General features: G+C 59.5%; 30 protein-coding genes. 16 read left to right on the forward strand and 14 right to left on the reverse strand.

The features are described 5' to 3' along the window. Nucleotides 1-186 precede the first annotated feature (186 nt). From ACYVDM_RS05555 to ACYVDM_RS05565, 3 genes are all read right to left on the reverse strand, one after another. Nucleotides 187-501: a DUF1153 domain-containing protein gene (locus tag ACYVDM_RS05555; protein ID WP_415789387.1), complete on the reverse strand. Its 315-nt coding sequence runs from the start codon at nucleotides 499-501 to the stop codon at nucleotides 187-189. Nucleotides 502-572: 71 nt separating this feature from the next. Then, nucleotides 573-1,001: a hypothetical protein gene (locus tag ACYVDM_RS05560; protein ID WP_415789389.1), complete on the reverse strand. Its 429-nt coding sequence runs from the start codon at nucleotides 999-1,001 to the stop codon at nucleotides 573-575. A 65-nt stretch (nucleotides 1,002-1,066) separates the two neighbouring features. Beyond that, a complete protein-coding gene (locus ACYVDM_RS05565; protein WP_415789391.1) occupies nucleotides 1,067-1,462 on the reverse strand; it encodes a hypothetical protein in 396 nt (131 codons plus the stop codon). A 588-nt stretch (nucleotides 1,463-2,050) separates the two neighbouring features. Here ACYVDM_RS05565 and ACYVDM_RS05570 point away from each other — a divergent pair. The 7 genes from ACYVDM_RS05570 to ACYVDM_RS05600 all read left to right on the forward strand — a co-directional run bounded on the left by ACYVDM_RS05570 (nucleotide 2,051) and on the right by ACYVDM_RS05600 (nucleotide 7,821). After that, nucleotides 2,051-2,926 carry a helix-turn-helix domain-containing protein gene (locus ACYVDM_RS05570; protein ID WP_415789393.1) on the forward strand — a complete coding sequence of 292 codons (876 nt, stop codon included), beginning with the start codon at nucleotides 2,051-2,053 and terminating at the stop codon, nucleotides 2,924-2,926. A gap of 120 nt (nucleotides 2,927-3,046) precedes the next feature. Beyond that, complete coding sequence (locus tag ACYVDM_RS05575) at nucleotides 3,047-3,826, forward strand: response regulator transcription factor (RefSeq protein WP_415789395.1); 780 nt, start codon at nucleotides 3,047-3,049, stop codon at nucleotides 3,824-3,826. Nucleotides 3,827-3,859: 33 nt separating this feature from the next. Further along, nucleotides 3,860-4,465, forward strand: coding sequence for a DUF2946 family protein (locus ACYVDM_RS05580; protein WP_415789397.1), 606 nt, complete (start codon nucleotides 3,860-3,862; stop codon nucleotides 4,463-4,465). 54 nt (nucleotides 4,466-4,519) lie between these two features. After that, nucleotides 4,520-5,101, forward strand: a complete 582-nt coding sequence (locus tag ACYVDM_RS05585; RefSeq protein ID WP_415789399.1) for an NUDIX hydrolase — start codon at nucleotides 4,520-4,522, stop codon at nucleotides 5,099-5,101. A 73-nt stretch (nucleotides 5,102-5,174) separates the two neighbouring features. Next, the gene (gene aat, locus ACYVDM_RS05590; RefSeq protein WP_415789401.1) at nucleotides 5,175-5,927 is read left to right on the forward strand and encodes a leucyl/phenylalanyl-tRNA--protein transferase; all 753 of its coding nucleotides are present in this window, start codon (nucleotides 5,175-5,177) and stop codon (nucleotides 5,925-5,927) included. A gap of 73 nt (nucleotides 5,928-6,000) precedes the next feature. After that, nucleotides 6,001-6,735 carry an arginyltransferase gene (locus ACYVDM_RS05595; protein ID WP_415789403.1) on the forward strand — a complete coding sequence of 245 codons (735 nt, stop codon included), beginning with the start codon at nucleotides 6,001-6,003 and terminating at the stop codon, nucleotides 6,733-6,735. Nucleotides 6,736-6,777: 42 nt separating this feature from the next. Continuing rightward, nucleotides 6,778-7,821, forward strand: a complete 1,044-nt coding sequence (locus ACYVDM_RS05600) for a quinone-dependent dihydroorotate dehydrogenase (protein ID WP_415789405.1) — start codon at nucleotides 6,778-6,780, stop codon at nucleotides 7,819-7,821. A 166-nt stretch (nucleotides 7,822-7,987) separates the two neighbouring features. On the opposite strand, the gene phaP is transcribed toward ACYVDM_RS05600, so the two are convergent. Continuing rightward, nucleotides 7,988-8,557, reverse strand: coding sequence for a TIGR01841 family phasin (gene phaP / locus ACYVDM_RS05605; protein WP_415789407.1), 570 nt, complete (start codon nucleotides 8,555-8,557; stop codon nucleotides 7,988-7,990). A 374-nt stretch (nucleotides 8,558-8,931) separates the two neighbouring features. Between phaP and ACYVDM_RS05610 the strand changes: the two genes are divergently transcribed. Next, nucleotides 8,932-9,909, forward strand: coding sequence for a tripartite tricarboxylate transporter substrate binding protein BugD (locus ACYVDM_RS05610; RefSeq protein ID WP_415789409.1), 978 nt, complete (start codon nucleotides 8,932-8,934; stop codon nucleotides 9,907-9,909). Between the two features lie 159 nt (nucleotides 9,910-10,068). On the opposite strand, the gene ACYVDM_RS05615 is transcribed toward ACYVDM_RS05610, so the two are convergent. The 3 genes from ACYVDM_RS05615 to ACYVDM_RS05625 form a co-directional block, all read right to left on the reverse strand. Next, on the reverse strand, nucleotides 10,069-10,941 hold the full coding sequence (locus ACYVDM_RS05615; protein ID WP_415789411.1) for an IclR family transcriptional regulator: 873 nt from the start codon (nucleotides 10,939-10,941) through the stop codon (nucleotides 10,069-10,071). Nucleotides 10,942-11,072: 131 nt separating this feature from the next. After that, nucleotides 11,073-11,870 carry a competence/damage-inducible protein A gene (locus ACYVDM_RS05620; protein WP_415789413.1) on the reverse strand — a complete coding sequence of 266 codons (798 nt, stop codon included), beginning with the start codon at nucleotides 11,868-11,870 and terminating at the stop codon, nucleotides 11,073-11,075. A 16-nt stretch (nucleotides 11,871-11,886) separates the two neighbouring features. Further along, the gene (locus ACYVDM_RS05625; RefSeq protein ID WP_415789415.1) at nucleotides 11,887-12,678 is read right to left on the reverse strand and encodes an EI24 domain-containing protein; all 792 of its coding nucleotides are present in this window, start codon (nucleotides 12,676-12,678) and stop codon (nucleotides 11,887-11,889) included. Between the two features lie 64 nt (nucleotides 12,679-12,742). Between ACYVDM_RS05625 and ACYVDM_RS05630 the strand changes: the two genes are divergently transcribed. Next, nucleotides 12,743-13,135, forward strand: coding sequence for a thioredoxin family protein (locus ACYVDM_RS05630; RefSeq protein ID WP_415789417.1), 393 nt, complete (start codon nucleotides 12,743-12,745; stop codon nucleotides 13,133-13,135). A gap of 6 nt (nucleotides 13,136-13,141) precedes the next feature. Here ACYVDM_RS05630 and ACYVDM_RS05635 read toward each other — a convergent pair whose 3' ends face one another. The 3 genes from ACYVDM_RS05635 to ACYVDM_RS05645 form a co-directional block, all read right to left on the reverse strand. Continuing rightward, nucleotides 13,142-14,557 (reverse strand): DEAD/DEAH box helicase, encoded by a 1,416-nt coding sequence (locus ACYVDM_RS05635; protein ID WP_415789419.1) that lies wholly within the window; start codon nucleotides 14,555-14,557, stop codon nucleotides 13,142-13,144. Between the two features lie 149 nt (nucleotides 14,558-14,706). Beyond that, the gene (locus tag ACYVDM_RS05640) at nucleotides 14,707-15,042 is read right to left on the reverse strand and encodes an AzlD domain-containing protein (RefSeq protein ID WP_415789421.1); all 336 of its coding nucleotides are present in this window, start codon (nucleotides 15,040-15,042) and stop codon (nucleotides 14,707-14,709) included. Next, nucleotides 15,039-15,710 (reverse strand): AzlC family ABC transporter permease, encoded by a 672-nt coding sequence (locus ACYVDM_RS05645; RefSeq protein WP_415789651.1) that lies wholly within the window; start codon nucleotides 15,708-15,710, stop codon nucleotides 15,039-15,041. Before ACYVDM_RS05645 ends, ACYVDM_RS05640 begins: the two co-directional genes overlap by 4 nt. 379 nt (nucleotides 15,711-16,089) lie before the next feature. Here ACYVDM_RS05645 and ACYVDM_RS05650 point away from each other — a divergent pair, with 379 nt between their 5' ends. From ACYVDM_RS05650 to ACYVDM_RS05660, 3 genes are read left to right on the forward strand one after another with little or no spacing between them, the layout of a single operon-like run. Then, a complete protein-coding gene (locus ACYVDM_RS05650; protein ID WP_230662228.1) occupies nucleotides 16,090-16,302 on the forward strand; it encodes a zinc-finger domain-containing protein in 213 nt (70 codons plus the stop codon). A 34-nt stretch (nucleotides 16,303-16,336) separates the two neighbouring features. Next, complete coding sequence (locus tag ACYVDM_RS05655) at nucleotides 16,337-16,759, forward strand: YybH family protein (RefSeq protein WP_415789423.1); 423 nt, start codon at nucleotides 16,337-16,339, stop codon at nucleotides 16,757-16,759. 14 nt (nucleotides 16,760-16,773) lie between these two features. Then, nucleotides 16,774-17,874 (forward strand): YheT family hydrolase, encoded by a 1,101-nt coding sequence (locus ACYVDM_RS05660; protein ID WP_415789425.1) that lies wholly within the window; start codon nucleotides 16,774-16,776, stop codon nucleotides 17,872-17,874. 58 nt (nucleotides 17,875-17,932) lie between these two features. Here ACYVDM_RS05660 and ACYVDM_RS05665 read toward each other — a convergent pair whose 3' ends face one another. After that, entirely contained in the window at nucleotides 17,933-19,447 is a 1,515-nt protein-coding gene (locus tag ACYVDM_RS05665) for a M48 family metalloprotease (protein WP_415789427.1), read from the reverse strand. An 89-nt stretch (nucleotides 19,448-19,536) separates the two neighbouring features. On the opposite strand from ACYVDM_RS05665, the gene galU reads away from it, so the two are divergent. Further along, nucleotides 19,537-20,391, forward strand: a complete 855-nt coding sequence (gene galU / locus ACYVDM_RS05670; protein ID WP_415789429.1) for a UTP--glucose-1-phosphate uridylyltransferase GalU — start codon at nucleotides 19,537-19,539, stop codon at nucleotides 20,389-20,391. A gap of 58 nt (nucleotides 20,392-20,449) precedes the next feature. On the opposite strand, the gene ACYVDM_RS05675 is transcribed toward galU, so the two are convergent. Together ACYVDM_RS05675 and ACYVDM_RS05680 are read right to left on the reverse strand one after the other, a co-directional pair. Then, nucleotides 20,450-21,337 (reverse strand): cytochrome c oxidase assembly protein, encoded by an 888-nt coding sequence (locus tag ACYVDM_RS05675; protein WP_415789653.1) that lies wholly within the window; start codon nucleotides 21,335-21,337, stop codon nucleotides 20,450-20,452. Then, on the reverse strand, nucleotides 21,337-21,681 hold the full coding sequence (locus ACYVDM_RS05680; RefSeq protein WP_415789431.1) for a hypothetical protein: 345 nt from the start codon (nucleotides 21,679-21,681) through the stop codon (nucleotides 21,337-21,339). Before ACYVDM_RS05680 ends, ACYVDM_RS05675 begins: the two co-directional genes overlap by 1 nt. 508 nt (nucleotides 21,682-22,189) lie before the next feature. Between ACYVDM_RS05680 and ACYVDM_RS05685 the strand changes: the two genes are divergently transcribed. Next, nucleotides 22,190-23,530: an aminopeptidase P N-terminal domain-containing protein gene (locus tag ACYVDM_RS05685; protein ID WP_415789433.1), complete on the forward strand. Its 1,341-nt coding sequence runs from the start codon at nucleotides 22,190-22,192 to the stop codon at nucleotides 23,528-23,530. Between the two features lie 89 nt (nucleotides 23,531-23,619). Here the strand turns inward: ACYVDM_RS05685 and ACYVDM_RS05690 are convergent, their stop codons facing one another. Beyond that, nucleotides 23,620-24,072 (reverse strand): TM2 domain-containing protein, encoded by a 453-nt coding sequence (locus ACYVDM_RS05690; protein WP_415789436.1) that lies wholly within the window; start codon nucleotides 24,070-24,072, stop codon nucleotides 23,620-23,622. Nucleotides 24,073-24,107: 35 nt separating this feature from the next. Here ACYVDM_RS05690 and ACYVDM_RS05695 point away from each other — a divergent pair, with 35 nt between their 5' ends. Next, nucleotides 24,108-25,277 (forward strand): UbiH/UbiF/VisC/COQ6 family ubiquinone biosynthesis hydroxylase, encoded by a 1,170-nt coding sequence (locus tag ACYVDM_RS05695; protein ID WP_415789438.1) that lies wholly within the window; start codon nucleotides 24,108-24,110, stop codon nucleotides 25,275-25,277. Between the two features lie 37 nt (nucleotides 25,278-25,314). Then, nucleotides 25,315-26,340 carry a tRNA dihydrouridine synthase DusB gene (gene dusB / locus ACYVDM_RS05700; RefSeq protein WP_415789440.1) on the forward strand — a complete coding sequence of 342 codons (1,026 nt, stop codon included), beginning with the start codon at nucleotides 25,315-25,317 and terminating at the stop codon, nucleotides 26,338-26,340. The last annotated feature ends 5 nt before the right edge of the window (nucleotides 26,341-26,345 follow it).

Raw genomic sequence — 26,345 nt, forward strand, 5'->3', positions numbered from 1 at the left:
TATTTTTTGCCGTATGTTCGCCAAATAAAGACGCTGTAACACTACGAATACGGTAATTTTATTTTATGGTTACATTAAAATTTGTCTTTACCATTTTGTGATTTTTAAATGGATTTTTTATAAAAATAGCGAAATAAATTTAATATTTATAAGATCGTTGATTTAAAGCAAAAAATACCCCATGCTCTAATTATCCTCATCGTTTGGCGATGGATTTTGCCGGGATTTCACGCGTAGCTCCAGCATGGCCTCGCCGTACGCCTGTTGCAGCGTTTTTATCTGTTTTTCATATATTTCTTTTATATTCAATGGATTGGATCTCAACGCATTTTCCATTCCGCGTCTACCTTCCTCGACCCAGCGCTCAATTTCTGAGACAGGCAACTCAAACGCGTCGCTGGCTTCGCGCACCGTCGTCCTGCCCTGGATAATATCCATGACCAGTGCGCTTTTGCGTCGAACAGTCCACCGCTTGATTTCTTCATCAAGTTTTGGATTCATTTTCGGAATCTCCACATGCGCCTGGTGTTACATTATTTTTTATGATTAAAAATAATGATGTAACGGCAATATCAATCAAAATCGATCCATTGCCATCCAGTAGATAAAAAAAGCGGGCCTCCCATTACCGGATAGCTAGGCACGAGCCTCGATGTATCCAGCCAATAATCGCGAGATCTCGCCCAAGTGCCGGCATCTGTTGCCTGCGAGATAAAGCAAGTAAAGCCACGACCAGCGCCATCGCGATAGCCAGGAAATTCACCCTGCCCAGCGCTATCGGCAAACGACAAGTCCCGCTCATCTGCGGCTAGGTCGGGAAACGCATTCGTGAACGGCTTGTCGCGTGGGAAACCCGGCGGGCAGCTCAATTCGGGCTCAACATAAGCCACTACGGGTACCGCCTGCGCATTGGCACGGGACTTGGCAGCATGGGCATCATGACTCACCAAAACCAGGCCGATGGCCCAGATCAACAGGAGGGAACAAAGCGTATATTTCACTGGGGTTCTCCCATGTGCAGGGAGACAATCGTCTCCCTGCACAATAGGGTTCGGTACGAGGAGACTTACCAGGTCCAACCACCGAAGCCGATCGTGCCCACGTTGCCGGTGGCACCGCTGGTGTATTCACCTCCAGCCATACCGCCGGTCGTACCGCCGGCAAAGCCCGACGAGAAGCTACCGCCGACAGATTGGTTCACGCTGGCACCGTTGGCGTAAGTGGTGGTGCCTTGCGGTGTCAGGGACACGCCCGAGTTCGCGCTGGTCGAGCTGGTGGCAGTCGTACCCTGCACCGCCACTCCCGGCCCAATCGAACCGCTGCCACTGGTGGCTTGCGAGCCACCCATCGTGCCCGAACCGGCAGTACCCGTGCCGCCAAAAGCACCGATTGCAAAACCGGCGGCATGAGCCATACCAATAGAGCTAACTGCCAAGGCCACAGCCAAAAGAGTCTTTTTCATGATGTCTTCCTCCGAATATTTCGAGAGACCGTCTCGAAGCGGTACTACATCGTTATCCGGATTAACAATGGCGATAGAAGATCCATCATTTCCGGGAAAATTTCCGACTTATAAATAAGTTTCCAGTCAAAAAACAGGCTTTTGAAACAATTTTTCTAAATAAAAGTTCTGTTTTTTTGGCAAAAACTTCCCATCCTGGATTTTTAAAACCCAAGAAAAAACCAATGCATGAATTAATCTATCTGATTGTTGCAACAGGGGTTGTCGATAGTTTTTATGGCCTACTACCAATGGTCTATGTAGTAACCCCCATATACAGGGCATCAATCAAACTTCACAATCGCGGCGTAATTCCTACTAATCTTTAACAATTCCAATGCGTCTCTATCAATCTCCTTCGGAATTGTTTTTGTCTCCTCAAACACCGTTTGCATGGATGCCATTCTAGGCAGGTTTAGTTCACATAATTTACAGTTTGTGATGTTTGAAATTTTTTTGAAGTTTTTTTTGAGACAAAGCTATCCAACGCATTCTTCCACTTTAAAAACAATGTGCCCGGGCACAAAAATAAGGAAAAGGAGAAGCCAGATGGACCCTCGTATTCAGTATTGCGTCACGCAGATCGAGCACAAGATCCTGCATGACTCGACAGAGCATTGCACGCACGACGCCTTAATACAGACGCTGGCCCAGGAAATGCAGCTCAGCCGATTTCATCTCACGCGTCTGTTCTTCAAGGATTTTCAGTATTCGCCCAGGGATTACATCCACCGCAATCTGATGGGGCGCTGCGCGCTGATGATTGCCCATACTCGCCAATCGCCGTTTTCGATAGCGATCGACATGGGGTTCTCCAGCCAGCAAGCGTTCACGCGAGCCTTTACACACTATTGGGGCATATCGCCCTGCCAGTTCCGACAGGCGCACGTGCGCTACATCGCCAAACTCAATGCCGCCTACAAGCTGACGTCTGACGTCGGCCATCCGTCTGTAGACAACACGAAAATCGTGATCCGTCAGTGGCCAGCCATTCGCTTCTGGGCCGTTCGGTATGAAGGGCTGTCAGGCCAAAAGCACGCGTGCTGGAGTGACTTTCGCAAGCTGTTCTCCGACCTGCCCGCCACGATGCTGGAGGGCCCTTTTTTTGGGCTGACCTACGACACGCCCATGTTCGTACCCTTGCCCTTTATGCGCTATTACTGCGGGGTTCAAGTGCCGCCAGGCCTGGGGCCCAAGCCCAAAGAAGCGTTTGAGATTATGTTGCCCGCAGGACGTATCGCGGCATGTGTCGCCCACTGCACATCCGATGAAGTCGTGGGGCTCTATGGCAAGCTACTGGATGACTGGCTACCGCAGTCCGGCTACAGCCTGCGAGCGTCATGCTTCGCAGAGCGCTTTGAGGCATTCCCGATCAACTGGGAAACGCGACCGGAAACAGTCCAACTTAATTGTTGGATCCAATAACCAATTAAAAAACAGTGCGCGAATTAACGTTTGTATAGCTATTGTTTTATTGCGATATCGCGTGATTCGGGCTAGATTTTGGGAAAAATGCACACCCGATCCAATGAAGGAGAAGGAGACGTGTCAACAATAATTATCATAGAATCGCGGCCACTGATACTACGAGGCATTGTGCAGTTGATCTCGGAAACCGTACCCGGTTGTCAGATCGATGTAGCCGCGCAAAAAGACCTTCACCAAGACACCACGGCCCTTGTCCCGCTACCACTGTCGGGTTATGCGCTGATGCTGCTGTCGCTCGTACTGTTGGATGATGCCGCAACGCAAATCATCACCGCAGCGACACAGACCTACCAGCCCAAATCCATCATCGTACTATCAGACGCACTAGCATCCGTTCCTCAAGATTTGCCGTCGAACGTGGTCGGATGTGTGCCTATCCATGCCAGCCCGGACATCCTGCAGGCCGCGATCACACTTGCGCTGGCAGACGAGGCGCCGGACGCTCAATCGCCTTTTGGTAAGCATTCTCTCGTCGGGCCGCCAATGAAATCGTTTCCAGCGCCCACATTCGACACGACGAGCACCACGTCAGCGATGCCGCCCTATGCGCAACAAGAAAGCAAAAACCTGGGGCTCACGCCGCGTCAATATGAAGTGCTGGTGCTATTGGCACGAGGCTATACCTTGAAAGCGATCGCCCGTCATCTGAATATTGCGGCGGCGACCGCCAAAGTCCATGCAGAAACGGTGTACCAGCGTTTGCATGTGCACAGCCGGACTGAAGCCGTTTATACGGCAATTTCCAGAGGCGCAACACTGGGATGGCCCAGGATGGCGAACGAAATAAGGGCCTATGCGGGGATGGACGTGCTGGCGACAAGTACCCGGTCTGGTTAAATGGTGGGTCTTGCTGCATTGATGACCCTCTCCATGGACTTATCCGTTAAACAAGCGCTCGCCAAGTGGCCGAATGTTCCTGCGGTCTACGGCTGGCTATCCCTGGACGAACGCGGCCGGTGGCACATTCACGAGCAGGGTGATGCAACGGCGGGCGGCAGAGGTGACCCGATTACGAACCCGCAGATTCTGGCGTTTATTGGTCGCAATTACGTCGCGGACGAGCTAGGCCGCTGGTATTTCCAGAACGGTCCGCAACGGGTCTATGTGCGCCTGGATGCGGCTCCGTATGTTTTGCGACGCGCCGATACGGGCCAAGGTCTGATCACGCACACCGATGTGGCCGTCAAGACCATCGCCGGATGGTGGCTGGATGACACGGGACGGCTCTATGCTCAGACCGACGTCGGTGGTGGATTAATTGACGGACGTGACCTGGCGAGCATTCTTGATCAGCTACGCGTCATGCCGGGCGAAACGGCCTTGCTGGAGGCGCTTGGCGACGAGAACTCCCCGCCGGATGCCATATGGCAAGTCAATCACGCAGCCTATCCCGGGACGGTGCCGTTGCACAATGGCGCCACCGCGAAGGACATCAAACAGCAACTCGATTTTATAGCGAATCCGGTACCCGAATGAAAGGATAATAAGGCGAACACAACAGCAGCCCCGACTGCCGTTAGAATCGACGACATGACTGACCGATCGCCCCCCACCTATTTTCCCGCGCCGCGCCTGGCACGCTTTTGCAGCCAATGTGGTGCACCGACGCATCGGCGCGTGCCCGATGACGACAATCGAGAACGTGATATCTGTGATCAGTGTGGGGCCATTCATTATCAAAACCCCCGGATGGTCGTGGGAACGGTGCCCGTTTGGGAGGACCGCATTTTGCTGTGCCGGCGCGCGATCGAACCGCGGTACAACACGTGGACCTTGCCCGCGGGCTTTATGGAGTTGGGTGAAAGCACGGCGCAGGGAGCCACCCGCGAAACGCTGGAGGAATCCGGCGCTCGTATCGCGCTAGGGGCCTTATTTACCGTGATCGACGTACCCCAGGTCGACCAGGTGCACCTGTTCTATCTGGCCCAGGCGTCGGGCCCTGAGCTCGACCCAGGCCCTGAAAGCCTGGAGGCGCGCTATTACGACGAGGCGGATATTCCCTGGGATGAACTTTCATTCCGCACGGTCAGCACGACCTTGAAACAGTACCTGGAGGACCGTCGGCGCGGCAGCTTTGGCTGCCATCATTACACGCTGGACTGGCATCGCTAGCGGCCCAAGGGCCGCAGCGACGGGTGGCGGTATCCTTTGTATTGATTCTCCGTCTGATTAACACCGCAGAACAGTGAAGTTAGCCTGGCTTGAACCCGACACCCCTTTTCCTCCGGTCGAAGACGCGCTGTCCGAGCCCGCAGGGCTGCTGGCGCTCGGCGCGGACTTGTCGCTAGCGCGATTACGGCTGGCCTATGCAAACGGAATTTTCCCTTGGTATAGCTGCGGCGAGCCTATTTTGTGGTGGAGCCCAGATCCACGCATGGTATTGGCCTGCCGCGATTTTGCGGTCTCGCGTTCGCTAGGCAAGCGGTTGCGCCAGATCGCACGAGACGAATCCAGTCCCACGCCACGCATCCAGGTTCGTGTGGATACGGCATTCGAGACCGTCATGGGCTACTGCGCGGCGCCACGCGATGGCCAGGCGGGCACCTGGATTACCGGCGAGATGCAGCAGGCCTACCTGGCCTGGCACTTGGCGGGCGATGCACACAGCGTGGAAACCTGGATCGACGGGGCACTAGTCGGCGGGCTGTATGGCATCAGCCTGGGGGGCATGTTTTTTGGCGAATCGATGTTTATGCGCGCCCCCGATGCCTCGAAAATCGCGCTGGCGTATCTGGTGACGTTCTTGCGCCGCTTTGGCGTGCAGTGGATTGACTGCCAGCAACAGACCCGCCACCTGGCCAGCCTGGGCGCGGGGCCCGTTACACGCGCCGAGTTTGTCGAGCACGTACGACAGGCCGTGACCCGGCCAACGCCGGACTGGCGAACAGGCTGGCTGGATAGCCGGGGCAGCCTGCATGACCTGATCGAGCAACACTGACGCTTGTCATAGGCCGTCATCGCGTTAAGATGTTTACCTGAATGCACGAGCCCGATGCTGGTGCGACCCGCCGATGAGTCAGCTTAAAGAACTTCCGTTTGCCACGCTGCAGTTCTATTCCACTGCACCGTATCCGTGTAGTTACCTGCCCGATCGCCAAGCGCGCTCACAGGTCGCTGCGCCCGGGCATTTGATCAACGCGGGCACGTATTCACAGTTGGTAGAACAAGGTTTTCGGCGCAGCGGCCTGTTTACCTACCGTCCGCATTGCGACAACTGCCGGGCGTGCGTGCCCGTACGGGTCGATACCGCGCATTTCGTACCTAGCCGCAGCCAACGCCGTGCGTGGCGCTCCCACCAGGGTCTGCAGGCGTTTGTCGCGGAGCTCGCCTGGTCATCCGAACACTATGATCTATACACCCGCTACCAGCAGGGTCGACATCCCGGTGGCGGCATGGATGACGATAGCCGAACGCAATATGCACAGTTTCTGCTGACCAGCCGGGTCAATACGCGCCTCGTCGAGTTTCGCGATGCCGATAATTGCTTGGTGATGGTGTCGATCATTGATGTACTCGATGATGGTTTGTCTTCGGTCTATACCTTTTACGATCCGAGTCTGCGCGGCAGCCTGGGTACCTATAACGTACTGTGGCAGATTGAGCAGTGCCGCTCACTGAACCTGCCCTGGCTCTATCTGGGATACTGGATCCACGAAAGCCGGAAAATGGCCTATAAATCCGGCTTTCGCCCCCTGCAGATGCATTTGGACGGCGACTGGCAACCCGCCCCCCCCGATCTGGCCTGATTTTGTCTGTCGGGCCGGGCAAACTCGCTACAATTGCCCCCCATGTCGATCCTCTTCCAAGCCTATCCCCTGGCGCGTCCGGCGTTGTTTGCCATGGACGCGGAAACTGCCCACGAAGTCACGCTGGCCAACCTGCAACGCGCCTACGCGTGCGGCATCACGCGCAAGCTGCTGCACGCCCAGCCGCAGGCGCCGTGCCCCCTGATGGGGCTGACGCTGCGCAACCCGGTAGGGTTGGCGGCCGGGCTGGACAAGAACGGCGCCTATATCGATGCGCTGGGTAATTTGGGATTCGGCTTCGTCGAAGTCGGCACGGTGACGCCCCGGGCCCAGCCGGGCAACCCCAAACCCCGCATGTTCCGTCTGCCGCAGGCGCAGGCATTGATCAATCGCCTGGGCTTTAACAACCAGGGATTGACGGCGTTCATCGCCAATGTCCGCCGCAGTCAATGGCGTGATCAGGGCGGTATCCTGGGACTGAATATCGGCAAAAATGCCGATACCCCGATTGAGCGCGCGGCGGACGACTATGTGCTGGGCCTGGAAGGCGTTTATCCGCATGCTGACTATGTCACAGTGAACATTTCGTCACCCAACACGCAGAATTTACGCGCGCTACAAGGCGAAGACGAATTGAGCGCCCTGCTGGCCCGACTGCGCGACAAACGCGCGGAACTGGCCGATCAACATCAACGGCACGTCCCTCTGGCAGTCAAGATTGCTCCGGACCTGTCCGAAGCCCAGATCGACGCCATTGCCGACATTCTTCCCCGTTTTGGCATCGATGGCGTTATCGCCACCAACACCACCCTGTCCCGCGACGCGGTAACGGGACTCGACCATGCCAACGAGGCTGGCGGCTTGTCGGGAGCACCGGTTCATGAGCTATCGCTGGCCGTGATCGCCCGTCTGCGCCAACGCATGGGTCCGGAAGCCGCCATCATCGGTGTCGGCGGTATTGTGTCGGGCCAACAAGCCAGGGAGAAAATGGCGGCGGGCGCCAACGCCGTGCAGCTATACACCGGTTTGATCTACCGCGGCCCGGCCCTGGTGAGCGAGTGTGTACAGGCGATCAAAACCCGCTGAAACAGTGGCAATGGCGCGGTAGCGATGGCCGCCGCGGCCCGACCATAAAAAAAGCCACCCCCATAAAAAAAGCCACCCCGAAGGGTGGCCTAATTCCAGCTCTGCTCTGTCACTCAACAGTACTACACAAGCTGCGTGCCGACAACCTCTCGGCACCGATTACACATTATGCGCTGCGGCGAGCCGTTTTGCTAGCGGCCTGGGTGGCGTCGGAAGCAGCCTTGAACGTGGCGTTGGTAGCGGCGTTCATGTTGGACTCGGCGACTTCAGCAGCTTGCTTGGCAGCCTTGGTCAACGAATCATAGGCACCGTTGGCGGTCGCCAGCGAGGACTTCAGCAGGGCAACTGCGCTTTCCGAGCCCGTGGGCGCGTTTTTGGCGAGTTGCTCGACAGCATCAGCGACTTGTTGCTGACCAGCGGCGATTTGGGTTTCGGCCAACTTGGCCAGCTCGCCCTGGACGCCAGCAACGATGTCGTACACATGCTTGCCATAAGCCAGGGCCTTTTCAGCGCCGGGTTGGACCAGCGACGTGGCGAAAGCGGTGGCTTCTTGGGGATCTTTGACGCTGAGGGCCTGCTGCGAAGTCTGGGCGACCTCGTCGAGCGTGGCCTTGACGACCTTGAGGTTCAGATCAACCAGTTTTTCAAAGCCGGCAAACAGCGTGGTCTGCGTCGCGGTCAGCGCGTTCAGAGCGGATACTTGACGGTCTAGAATTTGTTGGGGGATAGCAGTCATGGTGGTCTCCGGAAAATAAGGCCGCGGTGGCCGGCAATAGCGATAGGTTGCGACGAATAGGAAAACGAGCTCGGAACCACTATATGAAGCTAAGGCCGGCGCGTTTGTTGCACTGCACAAATGCCATTCTACGTCCTTAAAATCCGCTGTCAAGCAATTTTGATGCATTGCAACAACTTTTTGCGCCAACTTTGTGCAAACATACGGCACCAACTTCGTGCAAACATATAGAGGCGCGTTCGTCTCAGGGGAAACCCCCCGGTGACGTCCGCTATATTGTTTTCTACACTCAAGACCGGCTGATGACATTCGAAAAAGACTCATCACGCTACGCTATTGAAAATTGCCGCATATCCTGCGGCCCAGGAGACTTCATGAGATTGATTCCCCGTACGCTTTCCGTGCTGCTAGCCGCGAGCGCCCTCTTTGCAGCGGGCGCGGCCCAAGCAGAGTACCCCGAGCGCCCTGTCACGATGGTCGTGCCTTTCGCCGCTGGCGGCCCCACGGACAACGTCGCCCGTTCGCTCGCCGAAGCCATGCGACCGACCCTGGGTCAAAGCGTCGTCGTCGAAAACAAGACCGGTGCAGGTGGCACGATCGGTACCTCGTTCGTCGGGCGTGCCGATGCCGATGGCTATACCGTATTGCTCATGCACCTGGGCTTCACAACCGCGGCCTCGCTGTATAAAAACCCGGGCTACGACGTCGACAAGAGCTTCGCGCCTGTCGGCTTGGTCGTCGACGTCCCCATGACGGTTATCGCCCGCGAGGACTTCCCGCCCAACAATATCAAAGAGATGGTTGAGTACGTCAAAGCCAACAAGGACAAGATCTCGCTCGCCAATGCCGGGATCGGCGCAGCCAGCCACCTGTGCGGCACCATGTTGGTCGATGCGCTTGGCGTGGACTTGCTGACCGTTCCCTACAAGGGCACCGCCCCGGCCATGAACGATTTGCTGGGCAAGCAGGTCGACATGCTGTGCGACCAGACCACCAACACCACCCAGTACATCAAAGCCAAAAAGGTCAAGGCCTATGCCGTGACCAGCCTGAAGCGCGTCCCGACGCTGCCCGATCTGCCCACCATGGACGAATCGGGCTATAAGGGCTTTCAGGTCGGTATCTGGCACGGCATGTGGGTTCCAAAAAACACGCCCCAACCCGTCGTGGACAAACTGGTCAAGGCCCTGCAAGCAGGCTTGGCTGATCCGAAGTTCCAGGAACGCATGGCTGGCCTGGGCGCCGAAGTCCTGACAAACGACGCCAATCCCCAAGCCCTCGATGCCAAGGTGAACCAGCAAGTGCCGCAATGGGCCAAGCTGTTCAAGAACGCGGGCATCTCGGCGCAGTAAACCAGAGGACGCCAGGCCGATGCCCCTCGGCATTGGCCTGATGCCTCACCAGTATCGATCCCTGCAAAGCGCCACGCTGCCTTTGCAGGGATTTTTTTGCCTTGTCGCAAGCCAAAGGCGCAGCGTGGGGGCCCTTCCCCCCTCTCCTCTTTTCTTTTTTTAGGCGCGCGCCACGTTTGTTGGCGTCAGGCTCTTGCCTAACGCGCCGCCGACGCCACTGCCATTCGGGCTCGTGATGGATTCGAACCCCAGGGCTTCGGAGATCGTCCTGGCCGAATCGACCAGCACCTGAATCCACTCGTCTTGCAAACGTTCGGCCGGCGCCGAAATAGACAGCCCTGCCACCAGCTTGCCGGTATCGTCAAAAATACCGGCGGCGATACATCGCACGCCGAGCTCAAGCTCTTCGTTGTCGCGGGCATAGCCGTGACGGCGTACCAGAGACAACTCGCGTTCCAGTCGGTCAATATCGGTCAGGCTGTTGCGGGTGTGGCCCGCCAGGCCGGTGCGTAGCGCATACGCGCGGACTTGCCTGCTATCGATGGTCGACAGGAAAAGCTTGCCGGTAGATGTGAGATGCAGCGGTGCCCGCCCGCCGATGGCGCGAACCACTTGCATCCCGGAACGCTCGCTCCAGGCACGATCGATATAGACAATTTCGTCGCCTTGCTGGACCGACAGGTTAATCGTCTGGCCCGTGAGTTTGTGTAGCGAGCGCATCTCCGATATGGCGGCCTCACGGACATTCAAACGCCCTTTCACCAATGAACCCAACTCCAGCAAACGCATACCCAGTTGGTACAGGCCGTTGTCGACACGCTCGACATAGCGGCCCACGACCAGGTCATTCAGGATACGGTGGGCTGTGGACGCATGCAGCCCCGTCGTCGCTGACAACGCTTTCAGCGTCACCGGGTCGGGATGCGCAGCCAACGCATCCAGCAGACGCATGGCACGCTCGATAACCTGGATGGCGATGGGAGAGTGGCCCGAGGTTCGCTCGTTGTCCGGACTAGGCGCAATAACAGACATGGCAGGAATCACAATGAATAGATGGGGCAAATCAGGAGGCCGCGGCACGCGGAATTCACGCTTATGCCGCTGTGCAACATCAACTTATTTCCCGTATTGTGAAATTTTGACGGCGTTTTGGCAACCTTTCGTTAGGGCGACAGGCGTCCGCCCAAGCGCAAAACCTCTTCCCGCAGGTAGGCCAGCGCCGCTACGGCGTCGTCCGGGTCCCCTTTCACGCCGAGCTCTATACGCGGGGTCTCGCCCATGCTGGGTAGGCTGAATGCGTTCACGCCGGCCCAACGCGCTTGTACCGCATGCATGACGGGTGCGACCCGGGATTCGGGCAGTCCATAGACCAGGAATGAATGCTCCGCATGCGCCTGCGCATGGTGCAGTGCGTGATAGCGCGTATCCAGGGTCCATTCCAGCATCGGCCATGCCATAACGGGAAAACCCGGCAAGAAAGTATGGTCGCGAATGAAAAATCCGGGAATCCGGTTATAAGGATTGGGCACGATCTCGCAGCCCTCGGGAAACACGCCCATTTGCATGCGCTGCTGGTTTTCTGCGGCGTCCAGATCGGCCGGGGCTTTTCCCTCCCTCACCATCTCGGCCACCCGCTGGGCAATCGCTTCTCTTGCTTGGGGGTGTAACTGCAACGGCAGATCCAGTGCCGCGGCCGCCGCCTGGCGCGTGTGGTCGTCGGGCGTGGCACCGATACCGCCACACGACAACACGATATCGCCCGAGGCAAAACTGCGGCGCAAGGCGGCGGTCAGCGCCTCGCGGTCGTCGGGCAGTATCTCGACCCCGAACAATTGCAGGCCACGAGCCGCCAATAACTCGACGACCTTGGGAAAATGCTTGTCCTGACGGCGTCCGGACAGAATCTCGTCGCCCACAATGATCAGGCGGATACGACGGGGGGTAGGGAGAGAGTTCGCCATAATGATATCCACCGGATCAGGCTTCGATGACACGTTCTTCGCGCAAACGTCGCAGGGCTTCCAGCCCATAGTGGGCATTTACCAGACCAGCGTACACCGGCAGGATGATCCAGGCCGGCGGCAGCAAGTTCAGTAACGCGCAGACAAGGCCGATCACCCAAAACCCGGTATTGTGGCGTTTAAGCAAAATGGCGCGTTCTTGGGGACTGGCGTGCTCTACGATCGCGTCGACCCGCATCATGCGCGAGAAAGCAAATGCCCACCAGAAGATCGACAACAGGATCCCCACGGGCGGAACCAGCCACAAAGGCAGCGTCAGCAGCCACCCCGCGGCAAACACACAACTGACCCAGATGGCGTTCCAGACGCTATAGGCCGTGGCATTACGCCCTTGACGATCCACCGAGACGTATTCCCGCGCACTGACGTGGCGCAATACCAGCGGCATCACAAAAATCGCGGCGATCGCCAATCCCAAAATGCCGGAAAGCGGCAGCAAAATGATGACGGCGACGATGGGGACCAAGTACAGCTTGAGCGAGAACAATCCAACGCCTAGCATCCAGGCGTCGGCGTCGTTCACAAACTCCCATTCCGATGCCTGCATGTTCAGCCATCCGGTCAACGGTGTCCAGAACAGCCACAGCAGCAGCAACGCGCCCAACAGCGCAATGACAAAAGGCAGCAATATCGCCAACAGCATGTTGGGATGACATTGTGATACCAAGGCGCGTTTGAACGCCTGCGCAACGCCTGCCGTCCCAACGGCAACGGTACGGACGGAATACTCGGGGCGGGGAGAAGTCATATCGCAAAGCGGTTGATGAACATGGCGGGTATCATAGTCTCAAATACGCTGCGATTTCATTGACATGCCTTTGCTCGTCCCCGGCCCCGACACGTCCGCCCTGCGCACCGCCCTGCTCTCTGGCAGCGATGACCGTTGGTTCATTGCGTGCTTTTGCGCCGCGTGGTGTGACACTTGCACACAATATCGCCCAAAACTCGCCGCGTTGGCCGATAGCCAGCCGGATCGGGTCTATGCATGGATTGATATCGAGGATCATCCCGATCTACTCGGGGACGAAGATGTCGAGAATTTTCCGACGTTGCTGGTGCAACACGGCTCGCGCATCCTGTTTTACGGACCGATGCTGCCGCACATCGGGCACCTGGAACGCCTATTGGCTAGCCTGGCGCCAGATAGCGCTGAAGTCGCCACGCAACTCCCTGATGTGACGGGTTTGTTGCGAGGAACGGCCTAAGCCTGATCAAGCAGCGGGCTTGCGGCTGCCGCCCAGAAGTACCGCCAACTGACGCTTGGGCGTCGCGGATTCGGATCGGGACTCGGCCTGGCTGGCCGCCGACGCGGAGGGTACGTAGGGCTTGTCGAAAAAGTCGTCGACCGGCTGACGTGACGCTGCCTGCGTGTAGCCTCCACTGCGGCGATCGCGTCCACGGGTCTCGCGAGGCTCGCGGGTGTGACTGCGTGCGACCAACTCCTGGGGAACGTCGAGCGTGCCGCGCGGCACCGGCAATTTGGTCAGCTTTTCGATGTCTTGCAGATAGCGGGTTTCGTCGGCCGTGAACAAGGCAATGGCTTCGCCGGATGCCCCTGCACGGCCCGTGCGGCCAATGCGGTGCACGTAGTCTTCCGCGTTATGCGGCAAGTCGTAGTTAATGACGCAAGGCACGCCAGCGACATCCAGGCCACGCGCGGCCACATCGGTCGCCACCAGGACTTCGAGTTCACCCGCCTTGAAGGCCTCGAGGGCCTTCATGCGGTCGGCTTGGCTTTTATCGCCATGGATGGACTCGGCCCGCACGCCATCACGCTCTAATTCGCGAGCGAGGCGGGCGGTGCCGATTTTGGTGTTCGAGAACACGATGACCTGTTTGAGCCCACGCGATTTCACTAAATGCACGACGGCGGCCCGTTTGGCGTCGCTGGGCATCTGGTAGGCAATTTGCGTGACCGTGTCGGCCGTGGCATTGCGCCCCGCGACTTCAATCTCGACAGGCTGATTCAGGTACGTGCGGCCCAGCTTGCGGATTTCGTTGCTGAAGGTGGCCGAAAACAGCAGGCCCTGGCGCTGCGCGGGCAGCAAGCGAACGATGCGGTCCAGATCGGGCAGGAAGCCCATATCCAGCATGCGGTCGGCCTCGTCCAGCACCAAAATGCCAACCTGGCCCAGGTTGAGCGTTTTTTGTTCGATGTGATCCAGCAAACGCCCAGGCGTCGCGACCAGCACCTCGCAACCACGGCGCAGCGCTTCTTTTTGAGGACCGATATCGACGCCGCCATACACCACCGCAGAGCGCAGCGGCGTGTGCTTGCTATAGCGTTTGACGCTCTCGTATACCTGATCGGCCAATTCACGTGTGGGCGCCAGGATCAGCGCACGTACGGGGTGCCGCGCCGGCGAGGCACTGGTGTTGGCCTGCGGCATCAGGCGATGCAAAATCGGCAGCGTAAAGGCCGCCGTTTTACCTGTACCGGTTTGCGCTGCGCCCATGACATCGCGCCCGGCCATCACCGCAGGTAGTGCCTGGGCCTGGATGGGGGTGGGCGTGGTATACCCCGTATCGACAACTGACTGAAGCAGTTGGGGGTGCAACCCGAACTCGGTAAAGGTCGGGGTAGGAATGTCAGAAGTAGGCGCTGCGGAATTAGTAGGTTCAGTCATCAGGATGGGCAGAAGCCGGGGCAACGAAAAAGAACAAAACGAGAGTGCTGCTAAGCCCGGATTGCTGTGGATAACTTTATTTTAGCGCAACCAGCCATACTACCAGAAGTCAATCCGGGATATTGCCCGCATCCATGCCGCAAAAACCCTCAGCCAGCGAGCCAGCGCAAGCCCCACAGCGTGACCATGCCCGCCACAATCACCAGCACCGCGCTGCGGCTACGCAAGAATACGACGATGCCCACCGTTGCCGCTACCAGCCGGTAGTCAAACGCCGGGCCAGCACCGGCTTTCCAAGGCAGCAAATCGGGCACGACGATGGCAGTCAGGGCGGCGGCCGGCGCATAACGCAGGGCGCGCCGCACCCCGTCGGGCAATGGAATGTAGTCGCCAAACAACATAAAACCCGCCCGCGTCAGCACGCTGCACAGGGCCAGCAGCAAAATAGCCGAATAGACGTAGATTTCGGAGGGCCAGAAGGTCATGCCCGACCTTTGTGGAAATAGCGTTCCGCGACGATGCCCGCCACGATACCCGTGATCACGGCCGCCGCGAGCCCCAGGCGCAGGGGCAACAACTGCCCCACCCAGGCCACCAAGCCGGCCGCCAACATGGAAATCAGCATGGGTTTGGAGTTGGCCAACGGCACCGTAATCGCCAGTAATGCCAACACCGCGGCGAAATCCAGCGACCAATCCGAGGGCACCATGCCCCCCAGGTAAATGCCGATGATCGACGACGATTGCCAAACCAGCCACCCGGGCACAATCGTCCCCAGGAAAAACCATAGCTGTTCACGCGTACCGCGCTCGGCCGCATCGCCAAAGCGCGGCATAAACAGGACAAAACCCATGTCTGTCGTGAAATACCCCAGGCCCAACCGACGAGGCCACGACAGGTGACGAAAATAAGGGTGCAGCGCGGCGCCAAAGATGAGAAAGCGCAGATTGACTACGCAGCCGGCCATGAACACCAGCCATAGGGGCGCGCCAGCCGCGATCAATGGCAAAGAGGTCAACTGCGCCGACCCGGCATAAAGCAGCAATGTCATGGCCAGCGCCATGGACTCGGTCAGACCGGATTTGACCATGGCCACGCCTGTCACCAGCCCCCACGTGCCCGTGGCGATCAACGCCGGCAATATGGCGTGTATGCCCTGGCGAAAGGCAGCGACGCGTTCCTGGCGGACAAGGCGGGGATCGTCCGAGGGCAAAAGGAAGTCAACGGACACTACGTGCCCCAAAACGAATGGAACTGAACGGCATGGAACGCTTCAAAGACAAACTCACGCACGCCAGCCGGTATGGCACGGCACCCAGTTAGAGAGATCGCAGAGCGCTTAGCGCTCAAAGGCCGCATTGTACCCCTACTGCTTGATACAATAGGCGCCACTTGAAAGGGGAATACCATGTGGCGAATCGCGACGCTTTCATCTGGTACGACGGCAAGTATGCTTCGTGGTGTGCTATCACCGCATACGTTCTGACGCTTGGCCCTGTTTGCTTCTTCATTTGTCTTTTTCAGGAAATATCATGACCGCTGCCGCCCCTGCCGCCGCGCCCGCACACGAAACCATCGAAGTCGGAGCCGAAGACCTGCCCGTGTATTGCCCGGGCCCCAAGGCGCCCCTCTGGAGCATGCACCCCCGCGTATTTCTCGACGTTGCCCACACGGGTTCCGCCCGCTGCGCGTACTGTGGCGCCGAATACCGACTCAAGCCCGGCACGGTCGTTCGCGGCCACTGACCTTCTCACCCACTTGTCACCTGCTACCGCCCACATGTTTGCCACGCCAGAAGAAGCCGAACAAGCGTTCTACGATGCGCTCGAGCAGGCTGACACCGTCCGCCTCATGCAAATCTGGGCCGATGACGAGGAAATCATCTGTATTCATCCTGGCGGGCTGCGGGCTGTCGGCCATACGGCGGTACAAGAATCCTGGCAACAAACGTTGGCAGGCGGACCATTGCATATCCGTCCCCTGCGCCCCCAGATCATGCAAAGCATGATGTGCTCGATACACACGCTGGTCGAACAAGTGTTGGTGCGCACGCGTAGCGGCACACAGTATGCCCATTGCTACGCCACCAACATCTATCACAAGGGCCCAACTGGGTGGCGCATGGTCGTACACCATGCCTCGCCAGCGCCCGCCGACGCCGGGGTGCTGGATCTGCACGATGTACCCGATCGACTGCACTGAGGCGGGTAGTTCGCGTGCCTATCGCCCGACTCGACACCTCGCCCTGCCCGGTCCCCGCGTGGCTGCCTGATCGTCATAGCCAGACGATTTATGGCGCCTTTTTTGCGCAGCATCACGGCGTGGCTTTCGTGCGCCAGCGTGTGGACACGCCCGATACCGATTTCATCGATATTGACTGGACGGGCCCAGGGCTGTTTCCTCATAAAAGCGCCGACGGCCAACCGATCGATAACACGACACCCGTGGTGTCCGGCAAGACTGCGGCCGCGCGGTGGATCACGGATGCGGACTGGCCGTCCCTGCCACAGACGCCCGATACGCCCGCGTTATTGTTGTTCCACGGCCTAGAGGGCGGCAGTACCAGCCGCTACGCGCAGTCGATCGCCCATTATTTCCGGGCACGAGGCTGGATCGTCGCGGTCGCCCATTTTCGGGGCTGCTCCGGCACACCCAATCGCCTGGCCCGCGCGTACTACTCCGGCGACTCCGCCGAGGTCGGTTTCATGCTCGAGACCGTCCGGGCCCGCATTCCCCATGCGCGCTGGCACGCCGTCGGGGTCTCGCTGGGCGGCAATGCCTTGCTGAAATTTCTGGGCGAACAAGGCGATGCCGTCTCGTGGCTGGCGGCTTGTGCCGGCGTATCCGTCCCGATGGATCTGGTCGCGGGCGGCAATACTCTGTCTCGCGGTCTATTGAATCGCCGCGTGTACAGCGCGCATTTTCTCAAGACCATGAAGCACAAGGTCCTGGAAAAAGCCCGGCGCTTTCCGGGTGCCATCGATGTCATGCGCATCGCGCATGCGCGCGACCTGCGCGATTTTGACGATGCCTACACCGCCCCTATGCACGGTTTTCGTAATGCCCTCGATTACTGGACAAGAGCGTCCAGCAAGCCATGGCTGACCAGCATCGAGGTACCCACGCTGGTGTTGAACGCGCGCAACGATCCGTTCTTGCCTGAAAGCGCCCTGCCGATGCCACGCGAATGCTCCGCGCACGTGCTGCTGCACCAGCCGGCCGAAGGCGGTCACGCCGGTTTTCCGACTGGCAGCTTTCCAGCCCATCTCGGATGGTTGCCGCAACGTCTGGGACGCTTTTTCGAGACAGGCCGCTAATTCACGTCGCCCGCAGTATCCCGGTCTGGTCTGAAAGCCGAGGCTTGGCGTGCAGCGGTCAGCTCTTGAATCGTTCCAGTAATTCGCGTTCCTCGGCCAGCCGGGCCGCGACTTCCCGGATCTGCACGTCGATTTGCGATTGCTCGTAAAAATCCTTCGACATGTTGCGGGCCTGCTGTAGCTGGGACTCGGCCGCGGCGTAGGCCCCCGTCAGCACGTAATAACGGGCCATATCACGACGCGCTTGCACCGGCTGGCCGTTACGCTCTTCGCTTTGCGCCAGCATCTGGTACAGCCCGGGTTCGTCCTCGCCCCACTGCTTGATGCGCCCGCGCAGATACGCCTGTGCATCGGCATGGCGCTCCACACCCTGCAACGCCTGGGCGTATGCGATACCCAGCGCACGCTGTTGCGGCCAGCGCTTGACGGCTGCGGCCGCCAATTGCAGCGCCTGCGCATTGTCTTTACGCGCCGCGGCCAGGTCGATGTCCAAGCGCGCCAATTGGGGCGAACTACGCCCCCCCGCTTGCGCCTGGTTCAGAAACTGCTGGGCCTCGCTCAGGTTATTTCGCTGAAACGCTTGCAGGGCCAAGCCGTAATTGGCCGCCGACTGTTGCACGCCGGTCAACCGGTGGGCCTCGTCTTTCAGTTGCTGGTTGGCCGTACGCAAACTGACCGAATCACGACCCTGAATCACCCGCATTTTCGCGCGAATGTACCAATAATCGTCACTGTCCCGATAACGCTCAGAGGGCAAATTGCGGGCACGGTTCTGAACGTCCGACATCCGCTCAATCGACAAGGGATGGGTACTCGCCCACGCGCCGCCGCCCATGCCCTCGTTCAGGCGCGATGCCCCCATCAGCCGGGAGAACATGCGCACCATGCCCTCGGGGTCATAGCCCGCCTTGGTCAGCATGACAAAGCCAGCGCGATCGGCCTCTCGTTCCGCATCGCGTGAAAAACCGAGTTGCTGATTAATGGCGGCGGCCTGCCCAAACGCCGCCACCCCCATCGCCAGGTTGCCTCCCCCGCCGGCCAGGGCCGTCAACAGGGCCGCTGCCAGACTGGCCATCATGATCACGCCCGTCTGGTTTTGCTGTGTCATGCCACGGGCAATATGCCGCTGGGCGACGTGGCCAATTTCGTGAGCCACCACCGATGCCAGCTCGGACTCGCTGGTCGACTGGACGATCAAGCCGGAATTGACGCCGATAAATCCGCCCGGCATCGCGAACGCGTTGATCTGAGGGTCTCGCACCCCGAACATTTCGACTTCGGGCACGGCACCCGGCGCGTAAGACGCTAGTTTGCGCCCCATCGTAGTCAAGTATTGCGTCAGCTCGGGGTCGTTGATAAAGGTCGGATCACGCCGGCCCTGGGCCATGATGGCCTCGCCCAGTTGACGCTCTAGTGCAGGCGACAAATCGGCCGACGACGCCGCCCCCATAGACGGCAACCCCGTAGGCTGAGCCATGGCGGGCGCGAAGGGCGCGACCAGGCTCAGACTCAGGGTGGCGGCCAGGCAACGCTTCAGAATAGTGATCCTGATTATCGAATAGCAGCAGTTCATGGCAATATGATAGCGATCACCAGCAAAAGTTTTGGTGGTTCGTTTAATTTTTGATGGTTCGCTTAATTTTCTATAGGGATCCTCTTCTTATGCGCCCAATACGCAAAGCCGTATTTCCTGTCGCGGGAATGGGTACGCGATTTCTGCCGGCCACTAAGGCGATGCCCAAAGAAATGTTGCAGGTCGTCGACAAACCGTTGATTCAGTATGCGGTCGAAGAAGCCATCGCGGCTGGCATTACCGACTTGATTTTTATCACGGGCCGCAACAAGCGTACGATCGAAGATCATTTCGACTCGTCGCCCGAGCTGGAAGCCGATCTGGCGTGCAAGGGCAAAACCGAGCTGCTGGCAATGGTGCGCAATATTTTGCCGGCCCACGTCAATTGCCTGTATATCCGTCAATCGGCACCACTGGGTCTGGGTCACGCGGTGCTGACCGCCGCGCCGGCTGTCGGTAATGAGCCCTTTGCCGTGCTGCTGGCCGACGATCTCATTGATGCCGAGACGCCGGTCCTGAAGCAGTTGATCGATACCGCTTACGCACAAGACGCGAGCGTGGTGGGCGTACAGGATGTTCCCCGCCAGGAAGTCAGCAGGTACGGTATCGTCGCCACGCGACCGCTGAGTAATCGTACGGCTCGCATCACGCATATTATTGAAAAACCCTCGCCCGAAGAAGCGCCATCTACGCTAGCCGTCGTGGGACGTTATGTGCTTGAGGCAGAGATTTTTGACCACCTGCGCGCCACGCTGTTCGGCACCGGCAATGAAATTCAACTGACCGATGGCATTGCCTCGATGTTGAGTCAACGAACGGTTCTGGCCCACCGCTATGAAGGGCAGCGATACGACTGCGGCAGCAAGGCCGGCATGTTTCAGGCAACGGTCGCGCTGGGGCGCAAGTATCACGGGCTCATCCCCGAGCCAGACACCGGGGGTTGACGCGGCGCGCAAGGGGAACAACCCCGGGGTGCACGCCGAATCAGCCCGCTACGGCCCCTCAGGAACCGATCGCGGTCTTGTCCGCGTTGATCTGACGACGCGCACGATCGATTGCCTGGCGGTCTTCGGGGCGTAAACGGCCTTTGGCGGATAGGCGCATCAACGTGCCCAGTGCCACCATCAACCCAAAAACCTCGATCATCGCTGCCGGGATCCACATGGTAAGGCCACCAATGGTCTGGTCGGTCTGCGCCGACATGGCAATCGCCCGGCCACACAGGTCAAACAAGGGATAGATATCGGATTCGGTAAAGGCGATGACCGCGCCGGCCACCATCTGCGGGGCCATGGTCAGCACGGGGGAAAGGACGCGCCCGCCCGGGCTCATGGCGGCCGGCGGACTGGGACGTCGATCCAGGATCAAGTTCCAGTACATGAAGCCGCTGATCACGACGGACCAATTCATCAACCGGTACAAGCGCCAATCCAGCATGGAATAAAACTGTACCGACGGAATGAGCCAGACCAGAACGAGAAAGACGAACAGCGCGGGAACGAGATATTTGTGGGTGAGTACGCCCACCAAGGCCCGGCCAGCGCCGGTGCGCAAAAAATCCCGTAAACGGACTCGCCAGGCCATCGGCAGGGCCGCGCGCATAACGGATCCCGGAAACGCCGCCATCACGAGCAACGGCCCCAGATGGTGCAGGACCAAGTGCTGGATGCGATGTATGAAAAACATGCGCTCGGCGTAGTAGTCGACCCGGGTATGGAGCGAGAGATACAGCAGCGCCATACCGGTCCAGAACAGAAACTGGCGTGCTTTGGTGACGCGATGCACGCGCTGACCGCGAATAAACAACACGCTGGCCGCCACGAATGCGGCGACCAGCGAGGGGGAAAACTCCCAGGGAACGAGCCAGCCCAGATAGTCCATGCCCGAAATCAGGCAGCGGCGCTAGCGATGTGACCCGATGTACCGAAATGCACATGGCGAACGGAGGGGTTCGCCTGCAGGCGACGCGCCTGCGACATCAGTTCGGGCCGCAGCTCGGGTGGACAATTGACGGTAATGCATGCCGACGCAAAGTCGGCGTCACGATTAGTGTCTATCTGGAATTGCGCGACATTAAGCCCCGCTGCACCAAAATCCGAACAAACTTGCTTGCGTACGGCACCCAGGGCATCGCGCGGACACACGATGGTCAAGCGCGACATGCCGTGGCGGCGATTGAGCGAGCTGGCGCGGTCCACGCCAGCGCGGCGCATGAACAGATCAAATAAACGCATAGCAGCCTCCTGACAAAGCAAAAAGCATTCAGCGAATACGCACGTCACCACGCAGCGACACGCAAGGCGCACGATAGGTACGCGTTAACGCGGGCTGCGTTGAAATAGCGGCGGTTCTGGCGGTTTGGTGGGAAATGACAACACAGGACGTGTGTCACGCACCGCACCCTGCACTGGCAGGATGCGGCAGAAGGAGATTCTGCGGAGTTCCTGTCAGGCAGCGACGTCGACGTAAGGTCGACTACTGTCGCCGGAATCGGTATTCACAGAAGGCTCCGTATGATGTAAACAATTCAATGCTACGCGAACTTGCCATCCCGAGCAAGGGTTTTCCCGCGACGGACTCTTGCCATTTGCAAGCATTGTGCAGCGATGCAACAGACTCAGCGCAAGAAATACCGCCACGCACAAGCAAAGACTATACATACCTCCACCACGGGGTCTGCGTGAAATACAGTATGGTGTTCGCATCTTTTGACGACGGGCTCTCGGGTCCGCCCAATCTGCCATGAGCCTGCCCTGCACTGACATCACTCCGTTTGTTGATCGCCGCCGGCGGTTGCTGGCGCAAATGCACGCCGCAGGCGGTGGCATCGCGGTGCTATCAACGGCGCCGCAGGCCGAGCGCAACCACGATGCCGAGTACCCGTATCGCCACGATAGTGACTTTTATTATCTGACGGGCTTTATCGAGCCCGAGGCATGGCTAGTGCTGGTAGCGGGTACCACCGACCGGGCGATTCTGTTTTGCCGGGCCAAGAATCCTGAACACGAAATCTGGGAAGGTTTTCGATGCGGACCCGATGAGGCGATCGCACGCTATGCCTTCGACGAGGCCTACGCCATCGATCAATTGGACACGCTGCTGCCCGCGCTATTGCTGGATCAGTCCGTGCTCTATCGTCCCTTTGCCGCCGCGGGCTCAGCTCAACGCAAACTGCGCCGCTGGCTGGCACAAGCCGAGCAGCAAGGCCGTGGCCGACGCCAGCCACCCGCGCACATTCAGGATCTGCGCCCCGTGCTGGCCGAAATGCGCGTCATCAAAGACGCCAGCGAGATTGCGACGATGCGTCAAGCCGCCCGGATTTCGGCCGGCGCCCATGCCCGCGCGATGCGAGCCGCCCGACCCGGGTTGCATGAGTATCAATTGGAGGCCGAGCTGCTGTATGAGTTTCGGCGCCATGGCGCGCAGGCGCCCGCCTACCCCAGCATCGTGGCCGCGGGCGCCAATGCCTGCGTGCTGCATTATGCAGCGGGCGATACGGTGCTGCGCGACGGCGATCTCGTCCTGATTGACGCCGGCTGCGAATATGACAGCTACGCGTCCGACATCACCCGCACGTTTCCTGCCAACGGTCGCTTTACCGGTCCGCAACGTGCCCTCTACGACCTGACCGTGGCCGCGCAGCAAGCCGCCGTCCAGGCCACCGCGCCTGGACGGTGCTGGAACGACAGCCACGAAGCGGCCGTGCGTGTCCTGGCACAAGGCATGCTGGACGAGGGATTGCTGCAAGGCTCGCTGGACGGCGTTCTCGATTCGGGCGCGCACACACAGTTTTATATGCATCGCACCGGTCATTGGCTGGGCCTGGACGTACATGATGTGGGAGACTACCGGCAAGGCGCGCCCTCGGACGCGGAACGCCCCTGGCGCACGCTGGAGGCCGGCATGATGCTCACGATCGAACCCGGCATCTACGTACGCGCGGCCGACGATGTGCCGGAGTCATTCTGGAATATTGGCATCCGCATCGAAGACGACGCACTGGTCACGGCGGAGGGCTGTGAGCTCATCACCCGGGGCGTGCCGGTGGATGCCAAAGAAATCGAGGCGCTGATGCGGGAATGAGCGCATTGACATCCCGTTTAAACGCAAAGCCGTAAACGCCCCGTGGTCGACTATCTCCGCATTCTGCGCAAGATGAGCCAGTTCAAGCGCTACAACACATATCCGTCCAGCCAGCCCAAGGCTGTCCAGGTGTAGACCACCACCATCGCAATCGCAAAAATGCCGGCGGTCGAGCCGACCAGGCCACCGATGATCGCCACCAGTACCGGGCCCCAGCCGGTGTGCGTCACGCGCCCCTGCTCGGGGTGATACAAGCGGTCGAATTTTTCGTCTGGCATCAGGCTGAACACCACTCCCTCGATGAACCCATCGATCATCGGGATGAATACCAGAAAAAACGCCGGATTGTCGTACCACACGGGAAACCGCAAGGCCACCAGCAAGCAGACGACTGAAGCCAGCGTGACTACCCAGGCATAGCGTCGCCCCAAATACCACCAATGCGCTCCCAGCCATCCTAAAAAACAGGCCAGCAACCCCAGCACAATCTTGTTGCGCGGGCGAATAGTGGGAGCGGAAGCGATGAGTTGGGAAGACGACATAATGGGATTGTAGAGGCAGACGGTAAAATTCCGACATGACTCAGTCTGCTTACGATATCGCGATTTTGGGCGCTGGCCCGGTCGGGCATGTGCTTGCGCTGCTATTGGCTCGCCAGACGGCACAACCAGAACGCATTGTCTTGCTCGCCGGATCTCCGCCGGCCACCCCTGCCCTGCTTGCGTCGTCCCCGGCAGCCGATCCGCGCGTGCTGGCAATGAACCATGGCAGCCGCGTATTGCTGGAGTCGCTACAGGCCTGGTCCGGTCGCGCGGCGGATATCCGCCACGTTCATGTCTCGCAGCGCGGGCGCCTGGGCAGCACCATCATCCACAGTGACGATTTTCAGGTCCCGCGCCTGGGCAGCGTTGTGTCGTATGCGGAACTGCATGCCACGCTGCAGGCATGCGTCGCAGCCAGCGGTGTCACGATCCTGTATGGCCCCCCCGCGCAGGCGCAAGACCAGGATAGCCTGGGCATTCGGGTGCGCCAGGGTGACACCGAGCTACGCTGCGGCATCGCCGTGTTGTCGGACGGCAGTGGTGGCGCCGACATCCGTCGCGAATACGATCAGCATGCCATCGTGACCAGCGCGGTAGCGACACTCCCCCGGGCGGCCTGGGCGTGGGAACGCTTCACCCGTGAAGGGCCGCTGGCCTTGCTTCCGCACCCCCTGGACGCCCGGGCGTATTCGGTGGTGTGGTGCAGCGCTCCCGGGCGCGCGGCCCAACTGGCTCAAATGGAGAACGGCGCTTTCTCCGCAGCGCTGAGCGAAGCCTTCGGCACGCGGCTCGGCCGCTTGTCCAGCCAGGCCCCGCGCCATGTATTTCCGCTGGCGCTCAGCGCACGACGCACCCTCGTCCAGGGACGCCTGGTCGCCATCGGCAACGCCGCGCAAACGTTGCACCCGGTCGCGGGTCAAGGACTGAACCTGGGCCTGCGCGACGCCGCACGTCTGGCGCATACCCTCACGGAATGGTTATCGTGCCCCGCTGACAATCCCGGCGCGAGACTCGCTGAGTTTGTCAGTGCGCGCCGTGCTGATCGATGGATCACAGCAGGCTTGACCGATCTGATGCCGCGCGCCTTTGCGACGCGCCTGGCGCCGTTGGAGCATGCCTGCGGAGCCGGTTTGCTGGCGCTCGATCTGGCCGCGCCGCTACGGGCTCCTCTCGCGCGTCATTTATTGCAAGGATTTCGCGCCTGACCCAAAACCACGCGCCCGGGTCGGTTAAAATGTGCGCATGCGCATCGGCCCGTGGACGCTTTCCAATAACGTTCTGGTCGCTCCCATGGCGGGGGTGACGGATCGTCCTTTCCGTCAATTATGTAAACGATTGGGCGCAGGCTATGCGGTATCGGAAATGGCCGCCAGCAATCCACGCCTGTGGGATAGCGTCAAGACCTCGCGTCGCCTGAATCATGATGGCGAAATCGCGCCGGTGGCCGTGCAAATCGCCGGCGCCGATCCCGCCATGATGGCCGAGGCGGCCGTATTCAATGCCGAACGCGGTGCACGCATCATCGATATCAATATGGGTTGCCCGGCCAAAAAAGTATGTAATCTGGCCTCGGGCTCGGCGCTGCTGCGCGACGAAGACCTGGTCGCCCGCATCCTGGATGCCGTCGTGGCAGCATGTGCTCCGCTGGGCGTCCCGGTCACCCTGAAAACCCGCACGGGCTGGGATCGAGAACACCGCAATGCGCTGCGAGTCGCCCGACAGGCCCAGGATGCCGGCATTGCCGCCCTGGCTCTGCATGGCCGCACCCGCGCCGATCTTTATACGGGCCAAGCCGAATATGACACCATCCGTGCCGTCAAGGCCGAGCTCTCCATCCCGGTCGTCGCCAATGGCGACATCGACTCGCCCGACAAGGCCCGCTTTGTCCTGGACTACACTGGTGCCGACGCGATCATGATCGGCCGGGCGGCCCAGGGACGGCCCTGGATTTTTCGCGAAATTGATTATTTTCTGCGCACAGGCGATCGGCTCCCCCCGCCGTCTTGCGACGAAATGCGTGATTTGCTGCTCGAACATCTGGATGATCACTACCGCTTTTACGGTGAGCACACCGGTGTTCGCTCGGCGCGTAAACATATAGGCTGGTACGTGGACGGGCTGCCCGGCGCAGATCCGTTTCGCGACCGCATGAACCAGATCGACAACACGCGCGACCAATGGCGCGCCGTGTCGGACTGGTTCGACGAACTTGCGCGCGGTGGGCCGCCTATCCCGGCCCTCACCGCGCAACCACTGCTGGCGGCGTGATCCGC

The sequence above is a fragment of the Bordetella tumulicola genome (assembly GCF_054779135.1).